The sequence below is a fragment of the Enterococcus sp. AZ009 genome (genome assembly GCF_050548785.1).
GTDB classification, from domain to species: Bacteria; Bacillota; Bacilli; order Lactobacillales; family Enterococcaceae; genus Enterococcus_D; species Enterococcus_D entomosocium.
In genome coordinates this window covers 1,775,202-1,787,500 of record NZ_CP172960.1, presented here as the reverse complement: position 1 = coordinate 1,787,500, position 12,299 = coordinate 1,775,202, and the positions used below count along the sequence as shown (strand labels likewise).

Annotated in this window: 11 protein-coding genes and 2 rRNA genes (1 of these 13 only partly in view); 3 read left to right on the top strand and 10 right to left on the bottom strand. The window is 43.1% G+C overall.

Annotated features, from left to right (window positions below; translation table 11 throughout):
• The 7 genes from IGJ74_RS08490 to IGJ74_RS08460 all read right to left on the bottom strand — a co-directional run.
• Positions 1–274 (bottom strand): 23S ribosomal RNA (locus tag IGJ74_RS08490) (it extends 2,641 nt beyond the left edge of the window).
• 229 nt (positions 275–503) lie between these two features.
• A 16S ribosomal RNA gene (locus tag IGJ74_RS08485) occupies positions 504–2,063 on the bottom strand.
• The 16S and 23S rRNA genes sit together here, the layout of an rRNA operon.
• Before the next feature lie 542 nt (positions 2,064–2,605).
• A complete protein-coding gene (locus IGJ74_RS08480; protein ID WP_086299482.1) occupies positions 2,606–2,791 on the bottom strand; it encodes a hypothetical protein in 186 nt (61 codons plus the stop codon).
• Positions 2,792–2,929: 138 nt separating this feature from the next.
• Positions 2,930–3,451 (bottom strand): GNAT family N-acetyltransferase, encoded by a 522-nt coding sequence (locus tag IGJ74_RS08475; protein WP_034872232.1) that lies wholly within the window; start codon positions 3,449–3,451, stop codon positions 2,930–2,932.
• 57 nt (positions 3,452–3,508) lie between these two features.
• Positions 3,509–4,447 (bottom strand): dihydroorotate oxidase, encoded by a 939-nt coding sequence (locus IGJ74_RS08470; RefSeq protein WP_005236221.1) that lies wholly within the window; start codon positions 4,445–4,447, stop codon positions 3,509–3,511.
• Between the two features lie 202 nt (positions 4,448–4,649).
• Positions 4,650–4,979 (bottom strand): metal-sulfur cluster assembly factor, encoded by a 330-nt coding sequence (locus IGJ74_RS08465; RefSeq protein ID WP_005231940.1) that lies wholly within the window; start codon positions 4,977–4,979, stop codon positions 4,650–4,652.
• Between the two features lie 74 nt (positions 4,980–5,053).
• Positions 5,054–5,989: a YitT family protein gene (locus IGJ74_RS08460; RefSeq protein ID WP_005236241.1), complete on the bottom strand. Its 936-nt coding sequence runs from the start codon at positions 5,987–5,989 to the stop codon at positions 5,054–5,056.
• A gap of 153 nt (positions 5,990–6,142) precedes the next feature.
• On the opposite strand from IGJ74_RS08460, the gene IGJ74_RS08455 reads away from it, so the two are divergent.
• Positions 6,143–6,634: a YajQ family cyclic di-GMP-binding protein gene (locus tag IGJ74_RS08455; RefSeq protein WP_005230187.1), complete on the top strand. Its 492-nt coding sequence runs from the start codon at positions 6,143–6,145 to the stop codon at positions 6,632–6,634.
• A 90-nt stretch (positions 6,635–6,724) separates the two neighbouring features.
• On the opposite strand, the gene IGJ74_RS08450 is transcribed toward IGJ74_RS08455, so the two are convergent.
• From IGJ74_RS08450 to IGJ74_RS08440, 3 genes are all read right to left on the bottom strand, one after another.
• Entirely contained in the window at positions 6,725–9,214 is a 2,490-nt protein-coding gene (locus IGJ74_RS08450) for an ATP-dependent DNA helicase (protein ID WP_008381346.1), read from the bottom strand.
• 259 nt (positions 9,215–9,473) lie between these two features.
• Positions 9,474–10,010 carry a hypothetical protein gene (locus tag IGJ74_RS08445; protein WP_016613385.1) on the bottom strand — a complete coding sequence of 179 codons (537 nt, stop codon included), beginning with the start codon at positions 10,008–10,010 and terminating at the stop codon, positions 9,474–9,476.
• 279 nt (positions 10,011–10,289) lie between these two features.
• The gene (locus IGJ74_RS08440; protein ID WP_008381348.1) at positions 10,290–10,703 is read right to left on the bottom strand and encodes a GNAT family N-acetyltransferase; all 414 of its coding nucleotides are present in this window, start codon (positions 10,701–10,703) and stop codon (positions 10,290–10,292) included.
• A gap of 98 nt (positions 10,704–10,801) precedes the next feature.
• On the opposite strand from IGJ74_RS08440, the gene IGJ74_RS08435 reads away from it, so the two are divergent.
• Both IGJ74_RS08435 and IGJ74_RS08430 read left to right on the top strand, forming a co-directional pair.
• Positions 10,802–11,422 (top strand): MBL fold metallo-hydrolase, encoded by a 621-nt coding sequence (locus tag IGJ74_RS08435; RefSeq protein WP_005236256.1) that lies wholly within the window; start codon positions 10,802–10,804, stop codon positions 11,420–11,422.
• A gap of 34 nt (positions 11,423–11,456) precedes the next feature.
• Positions 11,457–12,161 (top strand): histidine phosphatase family protein, encoded by a 705-nt coding sequence (locus IGJ74_RS08430; RefSeq protein ID WP_005236258.1) that lies wholly within the window; start codon positions 11,457–11,459, stop codon positions 12,159–12,161.
• Positions 12,162–12,299: the final 138 nt, after the last annotated feature.

The following is a 12,299-nucleotide window of genomic DNA, read 5'->3' as shown; positions in this document are numbered from 1 at the left end:
TTTGGGCTTTTCCCGTTTCGCTCGCCGCTACTCAGGGAATCGAATTTTCTTTCTCTTCCTGCAGGTACTTAGATGTTTCAGTTCTCTGCGTCTACCTCGACTGCGCTATGTATTCACGCAGACGTAACATCCTATAAAAGATGCTGGGTTCCCCCATTCGGAAATCTCTGGATCATAGCTTACTTACAGCTCCCCAAAGCATATCGGTGTTAGTCCCGTCCTTCATCGGCTCCTAGTGCCAAGGCATCCACCGTGCGCCCTTATTCACTTAACCTTTGACCTTACGGTCGGTTTTGAGTACTTCTTCTAGCGATAGAAGGTTGCTCAAGAAAATAAGCGTTGAACTTATTAAAAAACTCTTTTAACATTTCAACTCGGTGTGTGTTACTTGTTTTGATTTTTTCTTCGATATCCAGTTTTCAATGAACAAATTTTGTTTGAGAGTAGACCTCTCAAAACTGAACAAAGGCAAACGATGTGTAGTCTTCCGAAATATTCCTTAGAAAGGAGGTGATCCAGCCGCACCTTCCGATACGGCTACCTTGTTACGACTTCACCCCAATCATCTATCCCACCTTAGGCGGCTGGCTCCAAAAAGGTTACCTCACCGACTTCGGGTGTTACAAACTCTCGTGGTGTGACGGGCGGTGTGTACAAGGCCCGGGAACGTATTCACCGCGGCGTGCTGATCCGCGATTACTAGCGATTCCGGCTTCATGTAGGCGAGTTGCAGCCTACAATCCGAACTGAGAGAAGCTTTAAGAGATTAGCTTAGCCTCGCGACTTCGCAACTCGTTGTACTTCCCATTGTAGCACGTGTGTAGCCCAGGTCATAAGGGGCATGATGATTTGACGTCATCCCCACCTTCCTCCGGTTTGTCACCGGCAGTCTCGCTAGAGTGCCCAACTAAATGATGGCAACTAACAATAAGGGTTGCGCTCGTTGCGGGACTTAACCCAACATCTCACGACACGAGCTGACGACAACCATGCACCACCTGTCACTTTGCCCCCGAAGGGGAAGCTCTATCTCTAGAGTGGTCAAAGGATGTCAAGACCTGGTAAGGTTCTTCGCGTTGCTTCGAATTAAACCACATGCTCCACCGCTTGTGCGGGCCCCCGTCAATTCCTTTGAGTTTCAACCTTGCGGTCGTACTCCCCAGGCGGAGTGCTTAATGCGTTTGCTGCAGCACTGAAGGGCGGAAACCCTCCAACACTTAGCACTCATCGTTTACGGCGTGGACTACCAGGGTATCTAATCCTGTTCGCTCCCCACGCTTTCGAGCCTCAGCGTCAGTTACAGACCAGAGAGCCGCCTTCGCCACTGGTGTTCCTCCATATATCTACGCATTTCACCGCTACACATGGAATTCCACTCTCCTCTTCTGCACTCAAGTCTCCCAGTTTCCAATGACCCTCCCCGGTTGAGCCGGGGGCTTTCACATCAGACTTAAGAAACCGCCTGCGCTCGCTTTACGCCCAATAAATCCGGACAACGCTTGCCACCTACGTATTACCGCGGCTGCTGGCACGTAGTTAGCCGTGGCTTTCTGGTTAGATACCGTCAAGGGATGAACGTTCTACTCTCATCCTTGTTCTTCTCTAACAACAGAGTTTTACGATCCGAAAACCTTCTTCACTCACGCGGCGTTGCTCGGTCAGACTTTCGTCCATTGCCGAAGATTCCCTACTGCTGCCTCCCGTAGGAGTCTGGGCCGTGTCTCAGTCCCAGTGTGGCCGATCACCCTCTCAGGTCGGCTATGCATCGTTGCCTTGGTGAGCCGTTACCTCACCAACTAGCTAATGCACCGCGGGTCCATCCATCAGTGACGCAAAAGCGCCTTTCAACTTTCTTCCATGCGGAAAATAGTGTTATACGGTATTAGCACCTGTTTCCAAGTGTTATCCCCTTCTGATGGGCAGGTTACCCACGTGTTACTCACCCGTTCGCCACTCTTTTTCTTTCGATGGAGCAAGCTCCGGTGAAAGAAAAAGCGTTCGACTTGCATGTATTAGGCACGCCGCCAGCGTTCGTCCTGAGCCAGGATCAAACTCTCATAATGATTTGTTTGAATGACCATACGGTCATTAAGCTCATAAAAATTAACTTTGCTAGCTATTGCTTGCATGTATTTGTTTCAATAAATTGAAACGTCCTACACATTGGTTCGTTTGCTTGCTTTGTTCAGTTTTCAAAGGTCTACAGTGCTGTGTTAGCAACTTTTATATCATATCAGAGCGACAATTGATTGTCAACTCTTTTTTAAAAGTTTTTTTCGCTCGTTGTTTTTCAACTTCGCAGCGGCTGTCTCAGCGACTTCATTAGAATAACAAATGATTTGTTATTTGTCAACAACTTTTTTTAATTAATTTTGTTGATGTATCAACATCGATTAACTATTTTATTGTTGCGACTTCGTTATAATATCATCTGTTTCATTTTTGGTCAAGTCTTTTTTGAAGTTTTTTCAAAAGCTTTTTTGACCTGCTGGCTCAATTGCCAACGTTGAATACTTTATCATTCTAAGAATGAAAGAGCAAGCTTTTTTCTGAAATATTTTCAACTAAGTCGAGATAAACAAAAAAACTACCCAAAATAGGTAGTTTAATCAATATCGATCGTACGAAAACGGATCTGGTTTTGATCGTCTCGTTTTAAGGTTGTTTCTTCTTTCAGATAAGAAAACTTCTTCTCATTGATCGCTGGATTCTCAAGCATTTCTTCATAACCCGCAAAAATATCATGGATATATTTTTTATACGCTTTTTTCTTTTTGACTCTTTTCTTCATTTGGCACCGTCCTTTACGTGCTTATCTTAGCAAGCCGAAAGGATTCTGACAACCATTATCCGCATTTTCATACCAAAAATTCACTTTGACACAACTATTCCATTAATTCAGCCAAGTGACACTCATGGAATAGAATGTTTAGCTTGCGGTCAAACGTTTTTGAAAAGCCAATCGCTCTCCGTTCGGAAAAGGGAATGTTACCTCTCCTTTGTATTGATAGCCAGCTGCTTGGATATTCTTTTGCATACCAATATTGGCTTTATACGTATCGATACGTAAATCAACGATTCCTTGCTCTAATGCAACCACTTCAAGAGCTTGCAGCAATTTGGCGCTTAACTTTTGCCCTTTAAAATGAGAACTGACAACGACGCGATGAATGGATAGATATGGACCGTTTCCATCCCACCCTGCGCCGGTAATTGCGTTGTAGACAGGATCTTCACCGGATACTAACGCTGCCGATGCCGCAATTTTTCCATCTATCACCAACACATAGCTCTCATCGTTTGCAATATCTGCTTTGATTTGATTTTCTTTAGGACCGTATCCATCTTGCCATTGCGGAGATCCTTGTGCTTTTAAGAAAGCAATGCCTTCTTCAAAAAGCGCCATCAACTCAACCAGATCATCCTCCGTTGTTTTACGAAACTTCTCCATTAAAAACCACCTTTCTTCTATAAAAAGAAGCGGATAGTAAAGCATTCAAAGTCGTTCTTAATCAATCGTTTTTAATTTCCCCTGGAACTCACTGATTGATTGATACCCTTTTTCTTTCATGATCGCTGCTAATTCTTTCGTCAATCGTTCAAAGATCACCGGTCCTTCTTTTTGCAGCTCTGTGCCGATCTGCAACATAGAAGCGCCACATAACAAATGTTCGTACGCATCTTGACCATTACGAATCCCACCAGTACCGATAATTTTGATTTCTGGCTTGAGACGTGTATAGAAAGCCCGCACATTGGCTAATGCCGTTGGTTTCACATATTCGCCTCCCAAACCGCCAAAACCATCTTTTGGTTTGATAACTACTGAGTCAGTAGCAGGATCAATGAATAAAGCATTCCCAATACTATTGATTGAATTGATATAAGTTAACGGATACTTGTTCAATATCTTAGCCATCTCATCAAAGTGCGCCAAATCAAAGTATGGCGGCAATTTGACACCTAAAGGTTTTGTGAAAAAACCAAAGACTGTTTCCAGAATTTGATCGGTCAAAGGAAAATCATAGGCAACTTGGGGTTTTCCTGGCACGTTTGGACAAGAAAGATTTAACTCTGTGATTCCTTCAAAATCACTTTCTTGGATTTTCTTCAATAACTCAATGTTTTCAGCCACGCTCATACCAGCGACAGAGAAAAAGAAGGGCGCTTGCTGGGTCATTTCCTGCTGTTTTTTGATAGCATAGTCTAAGTAGTAGTCCACCCCTAGATTTGGTAATCCCATCGAATTGATGCTTCCTAACGGTAAATCGGTATAACGTGGTTCTGGATTTCCCGCACGTGCTTCTAGCGTTGCACTCTTCGTGACAAATGCCCCAGCTGCTGATGCCGCTAATTCATCTAATTCCTCGATCGTCATACAATGGACTCCTGAGGCGTTCATAAACGGATTTTTGTATGTATATTTCCCAAAATTCGTAGCTAACATTGATTCATTCCTCCAATCTTTTCAACTAGTTTACCGTTTCATTTCTGAAAATGCAATGCAATCTTCGCAAACTTTCTGCAAGCACTGACTAAAAGCAAGATAGTTAAAGACACGCATCCAACTTAAATCCAAAAAGACTCTTCTATCAACTTTATTCAGCTGATAAAAGAGTCTAAGACATTTATTTTCTACGATAAAATCCTTAACGAATCCCCAAAGCAATCCGTGCATAACGACTCATTTTATCAGTCGTCCAAGCGGGATACCAGACTAGTTTTACTTCTGGATTTTTGACTTCTGGAATATCGCTTAATGCTTCGTGTATCGATTCAGTCAATACGTCGGCTAAGGGACAGCCCATTGTTGTTAAGGTCATTTTGATTACGGTATTGCCTGTTTCTGCATCAAATTCGACTTCATAAACTAAGCCTAGATTCACTATATCAATCCCCAACTCAGGGTCAATCACGGTTTCCAAGGCAGCCAAGACACGCTCTTTGATTGCTTCTGCTTCTACTTCAGTATATGCCACGGTTGAAGACCTCCTTTAATTCTTGTTTCAAATAATACCTTCTTTTGCAAGATTTGTAAATGGACGATCCTTGATTATGGACGGCTTTTCTTGTGTATTTTCAGTTCTGGGAAGACCCCCGTCGTTTTAAAGGTCCGTTGTTCATCATCTGTCGCAAAACGACCTGTGATCGATTGGGTCGGCACAAAGTTAATAAACGCATTGCCGTCTGCTTCTAAAACGGCTTGTTCTAAATCGTAGATCTCGTAGCGGGTCACGACCATCATGATCATATTGCCCGGTACGCCTGAATAGCCTCCGACTGAGGGGAACAAAGTCATGCCGCGAAACACATGCTTAGAAATATTTTTCCCAACAGCTTCCGCATTGGTCGTAATAATCATCGCCGTTACCTTTTGATGACTTGTGTGCAGCATGTCCACCACGTAGCTCATTGCGAAAATCGAAATGATCGTGTACAAGGCACTTTCCCAAGAAAAGACGAAACCTGAGACCATGACAATGATGCCGTTTAAAATAAACATATATTTACCGACCGTTTTTCCAGTCGTTTTTGATAATATCAACGAAAGGATATCCATTCCGCCGGTGGTAAAACCCATTTTCAGTGAAAACGCAACGCCGACGCCTAATAGTACGCCACCGAGCAAAGCGTTAACCAAAATATTGTCAGTGATTGCTCCTTGTGGAAGGATTATCGTTAAGACAGAAACGACAACGACATTGATAAAGCTCAATAGTGTCGATGATTTCCCGAGTTTGATGAACCCGAGAACAAAGATAGGCAAGTTTAATAGGAAAATAAACAGCCCTGTACTAAGGTGAACGCCAAAATGTTCCAAGGCAAGTGCCACGATCAATTGGGCGACCCCGTTCATCCCAGCAGAAAGAACGTTTGCGGGAATCAAAAAGAAATTTAAAGCAATGGCTGCGGTGATACCTGACAGCAAAATAACCCCTATTTTTTTCAATCGTTCTGATTGTTCGTGCTTCGTTAATAACTTACTCACAATGATCTAGCTCCTTCACTAAAAATCTCCTTCCAAAGAATAGCAGTTTGTGTGAAAAAATGAAACAATTATTTGCAAAAATTTACTTTTGATTCCCGCATCGTTCGCCTCCATGTTAAAATCATAGGTAAGAGATGAGAGGAGTGATTGATTTTGGCAAAAGAAGCAAGTTTTGATGTCGTATCTGAGATCAACACAGAAGAAGTGAAAAACGCCATTCAACAGGCGGAAAAAGAATTGAAAAACCGATTTGATTTTAAAGGCTCCACGGTAGAAATCAAGATGACTGAGGGCAAACTGACGATCGTTGGAGATGACGAATTTAAGTTGGAGCAAATCAAAGATGTGCTCTTTGCGAAGCTGATCAAACGGAATGTACCAACGAAAAATATTCAATTTGGCGAAACGGAGCATGCCTTGGGGGCAAAAGCTCGTCAAACGGCAGAATTGATCAATGGGATCGATAAAGAAAACGCCAAAAAAATAACGACAGCGATCAAAAACGCCAAGCTAAAAGTTAAAACTCAAATTCAAGACAATCAAATTCGGGTAACCGGCAAAAGTCGTGACGATCTGCAAGAAGTGATCCAATTGTTGCGTAAACTGCCCCTGACGATCGATTTACAGTTTACAAATTATCGCTAATCAAAAAACTAGAACAGAGTCTAACGTGATGGTTAGGCAAAATCGGCCTTACCCGCTGATTTTGCACAACCTCTCCTGAAAGCTCTGCTTCTAGTTTTTTTCTTGCCAAAAATGAGTCAATGCCTTTGATAACTCTTGCGGCCGACGAATGTTTAAGGCATGCTGCCAGTGCAGTGGGAAAAGTTCTTGGTAACGCGGTGTCCGAAAGCGTTGATCCAGCAATAACACCACGCCGCGATCGCTGACATCCCGGATCACTCGACCGGCTGCTTGCAGGACTTTATTCATCCCGGGCAGCTGATAGGCATACGCAAAGCCAGCTGCCTTTTTCTCATCGTAATATTCCCGAATCAATTCTTGCTCGTGATTGATTTGCGGCAGTCCGACTCCTACCACTGCCGCACCGATCAAGCGATCGCCTTTCAAGTCGATCCCTTCAGAAAAAATTCCACCAAGGACACAAAATGCCACTAATGTTTTTGGCTGGCTCTCTTGTCCGTCTTGACTTGTTTCTAGCAAGGATGACCGTTGCCGCTCAAGAGATTGAAACTGTGCAAGAAACGCCTCGCGCTCTACTTCGTTCATGGCTGTCCCCTGAATCAAGACCTCCACCTCTGGCGCCTGTTGGGAAAATGCTGCCGCCACATCATCCAAGTAACGATAAGAAGGGAAAAAGACCATATAGTTTCCCGCTTTCGCTGCGGTCATTTGCTGGATTGCATCAACGATTGCAGGAATGCTGGCTTCACGTTGGCGATACGTTGTTTGGATATAGTCTGCAATAAAAATCCCCTGATTTTTCGGATCAAAAGGACTTGGCAGGCGATAGCGCAAAGCTTCATTGCCGCCTCCTAACACCTCTTGATAATAGGACAAAGGAGTAAAGCTCGCAGAAAACAACAGGCTGGCCTTGCCCTTATCTAACACAGATTCCAAAAACGGCGCTGGTTCGATGCAAAATTGCCGTAGTTTGATATCATAGCGGTCGATCTCCACCGTCGTTTCGTAGTGATCATCATAAAATTCACTGATCTTCAAATAATGGTTAGCTTCAAAATACACTTGCAGCACTTCTTCTTGCAATTCATGCTCAGGATTTGCCGGCAACCATTCCTTCATCAATTCAGCTACTTTGTAGAGCTGATTGACCATCGTTTCATGGGGAGCTGCTTGATGGTGATATTCCCACTCTTCCTCTTTTGCTATTTGAGCAATAGCCGCAAATTCTTTGTCAACTTTGTTTAGGGCGCGTTTTAATTTTTGCTGGTCATTGGATAGTTTCTTCTTTAATTCCTTAAATGGCTGCCGGGTAATGGTTGCCGAATACATTTCTTTGGAACGGTTGACTAAGTTATGGGCCTCATCCACTAGAAAGAAATATTCTTCATCCGGCTCCTCAAAAAATCTTCGCAAATAAACGGTGGGATCAAACAAATAATTATAATCACCAATAATGACATCGCAAAAGACACTGACATCCAGTGAAAGCTCGAAGGGACAGACCGTATGTTTCTTTCCGTAGGTCTCGATCACTTCTCGGGTTATTTGGTTCTCGTGATGCAACAGATCCCATAATGCTTCGTTGATTCGATTGTAATAGCCTTGCGCATACGCACAGTGTTCTGGCGTACAGTTTCGTTCATCTAAAAAACAGATTTTGTCTTTGGCGGTAATCGTGACACTTTTGGTTTCACTACCGTTGTCTGCTAACTTGCTCAGTGCATCTTCGGCCACTTGTCTGGTGATCGTCTTCGCCGTCAGATAAAAGACCCGATCAGCCCCTTCTTCCCCTAGCACTTTTAATGCGGGAAACAGCGTTGACATGGTTTTTCCAGTTCCAGTTGGCGCTTCCGCAAAAAGTCGCTTGCCATTTTTTAGTGTTTTATACGCCGCTGCTGCTAACTCTCGCTGCCCTTTGCGAAAGGTTTCAAAGGGAAAAGACAGCAGCTGCAAAGACGTATTGCGGACACGGCGCCAATTCTCTTGAAAAACTAACCATTTATGATATTCCTGAAGTAATTCTTCATAAAAAACAGCTAATTCTGAAAACTGAAATGTTCTTCTCGTACGGGTGGTCAGCTTTTCAGTGGTTTGATAATAAGTCAATTGTACGGCGATTCGATCGATGGGTCTCTTCGGATCATTACCTTCAGCAATAGGTTCCGCTTCTGGTTTCTCTTGATTTTCACTGTCACTAAGCGCTGCTTGTTCATTTTCTTGTAGTAAAAACAAATAAGCATAAACCATTCCCTGGGCAAAAAACAAATCGATTTGATCTTCAGGGATATCTTCGAACGCTGGTTCTGAAGTTTTGATCTCATCGATCACCCAAGAATTAAGAGTTGCATCAAAAAAGAGACCATCGGCACGTCCTTCGACAGTGATCGAATCTTTCTCAATTTGGCTTTCTCGTTTGAAAAAGACTTCTTTTTGATACGCATCCCCAGCCTCTTTTTGTAGTTGGCGATGGATACGGGCGCCTTCTTGCGCGGTATGATTACTGACTTTGCGGCTATCAATATCGCCTCGGCGCAAAATAAATTCTACGATTTTTCTAACCGCAACTTTTCCTTTATACACGTGTTCACCTTCTCGTTTGCCATTATAGCGGATAGATTACTTTTGGAAAAGCGAACAGAAACAGCTTTTCATCCTCTGCGGAGAGTATCCTATCCAAACAGGTTTTATCACCATGAAAAAACCACTTGCAACAAAACACCTACTCATCAGATAATTGACTTCATTTTTTCTTCCAGAAAATGGGTTTGGCGAAGGATTTACAAAAAAGCCTACTCTACTCACCTAAGCAAGTAAAGCAGCGCTATTTTTTGAAAGATATTTATTGATCGACTTGAATATCATAACTGACACCATTTTGGTCAAAAGCTTGTTGATTATCTAGATCTAAGGTGAACTCAAAGGTCCGTCCATCTGCTTTGATCGTCAAATGCTTCCCTTCAACCGTGTATGATGCATCTTGATAGGTGATCTCATAAATTTGATAAGGGTCGTTGGACAACTGTACCTCTGAATGGGAAAAATGACGCTGAAAATCACTTTCGATTTGTCCTTCATACAAGGCAACATCGCTAGAGCTGGCTGAACTATCTTCTAAATCTGCCATCGGCAAATACTGCTTAACGATCGTCAACTCATTCTCATGAAAATCATAAACCCCTTGGCTTTGCGGAAAGATGACACTCTCATCTTGGATCAGCATCAAATCAAGGTCGCCATTTTCAACCGTTTTTGAGGCGGAAGTAACAGTTTCAGAAACTTCTTTCGAATCGTTGATGGTTAGCTCCTCTTGGCCACAGCTCACTAAAGCGAGCGCGGCGAAGCATAGAGTGAAAAAAAATTGCAGGGATTTTTTCATAAAAAACACCTTCTTACAAAAAGTTGAGGTATACCAATCAAAACTAACGCAAGATACAGATCACACACTTTCCTCGAAGTTGGTCACGAAGAATGTTCATGCTTTTGTCAAAAACTAGACCCGTTTCAAACGAATCAACGCTTTCTTATTTTAATTAGTATAACAGCAGTTTTTTGCTAATGCGGTTTCTTAGAAAAATTTTCGAATTCCCACAATAATTCTAAGCTTTTCTCTCATCAAACTATTGGTTAGCCTTATCACCTGCCTGCCAAAGGTTGATCACAGCATCTTCACGAAGTAAAGCCTATCCGTGCCAAGCACAGGTGTATCCGTAAGCACAGCAAACGGTTCGAAGCCGACTGCTTGGTAGAATTGCGGCGCTTGGTAGTCTTGGGTGGTAACCGTCACGGAACGACACCCCGCTTTTTTACCGTGATCAAAAAGTGCTTTTATCAATTGTTTCCCGATCCCCTGATTCTGATGGCTTGGATCAACTGCTAACAATTGAATATGGATCGTATTGCCTGTCCGTTTTCCAATCACCCCACCAAGTTGATCCTGATTGTCAAAAAAAGCAAATGAAAGCTGCTCTTGATCGGAAAAGGCACTCACTGCCTCTGTTTTTTTCGTTGAATGATTTAGCCATTGACAGACTGCCTGACGATTGTCTTCTGCGTTTATCGTTTTTATCATTAATTTTTCACTCCTAAAAACCTTTCTTTGTTTCCTCTTATACTTTAAGCTATACTTATAGTCAGACACAAGTATTTGTGATCCTAGGAGGTTTTAGCATGAAAATCATTGGTTTAGTGACAGGACCCGTTCAAGAAAATTGTTACCTAATTTGGAAAGAAGATGTTTTGTTGATTATTGATCCTGGAGCAGAAGCAGCGAGATTGATCGCTGAGATCGAAAAAACAGGCGCAAAACCAGCAGCGATTTTATTGACCCACACTCATTATGACCATATCGGCGCAGTTGACCATTTGCGGGATTATTATCAGATCCCCGTTTACGTGAGTCCGCTTGAGCAAGGATGGCTAAGTGATCCTATGAAAAACCTTTCTGGCCGTCATCCTGAATTAGGAACCATCACCGCACGTCCAGCTGAATTCGAGCTAGAGTTGAAAGAGTACGAGATAGCTGGCATGTCCTTTAAGGTTGTTGCAACCCCGGGTCATTCCATTGGCAGCGTCAGTTTTATTTTTGACAATTTTGTCGTTTCCGGAGACGCCTTATTTAAAGGTAGCATTGGTCGGACAGACCTGCCAACCGGAAATTTGGAACAATTGCTGACCAGCATCCAAACGCAACTCTTTGTTTTACCGAATCAAATGGCGGTCTATCCTGGCCACGGAGAACCAACAACGATCGAAATTGAGAAACGGACCAATCCGTTTTTTAACGCATAAACGTATGACGAATCAAAAGGAGGAATAACTAGTTATGGCAAAGACGGAATTGTATGTCGTGCGTCACGGAAAAACAATGTTTAACACATTGCAGCGGGTGCAAGGCTGGTGTGACACACCATTGACTCGAACCGGTGAACAAGGCATCCACTATTTAGGCCTTGGGTTACGCGATGTGGATTTTGTAGAAGCAGTATCCAGTGACAGCGGTCGCGCGATTGAAACCATGCGTCTGATACTGGGTGAACATGTCAGAGGACCGGAGATCCCTTATCACATCGACAAACGGATTCGTGAATGGTGCTTTGGCTCACTTGAAGGGGCCTATGATGCAGAAATGTGGGGCGTTCTGCCGCGGATTCTTGATTTTCCTGATTATGATGAGATGATTGCTAATCATGTCACGTTTGAGGCGATCGCCAATGCGATCTACCACGCCGATACAGCCAATTGGGCGGAAACCTTTGATGTTTTGACCGAACGTGTCAAAACAGGGTTTGAAGATATCGCCTATCGCGTTGAGAAAAAAGGCGGCGGCAATGCGTTAGTTGTGTCTCACGGCTTAACGATCGCTTTTCTTTTGCATCTGATCAATGATGAGAACAATGTTCGTATGGATATTGAAAATGGTTCGGTCACTCGACTGATCTACGAAGACGGCAGCTTTACCATCGCCGAAGTTGGTAACACAGAATACATCAAAAAAGGCTTAGCGCTCTCTCAAGAGCTTTTGTCCTAAGAGAAACCTCTGACGGCTAATCAATTTCTTCAAGAAAGGAGCAGTTTTTGTTTTAAAAACTGCCCTCTTTTTTTAGGAAAAAGATTGGTATTCGAATCAGGAAACGGTATACTAAGAGTTGTATTTTGTCATAGAAAG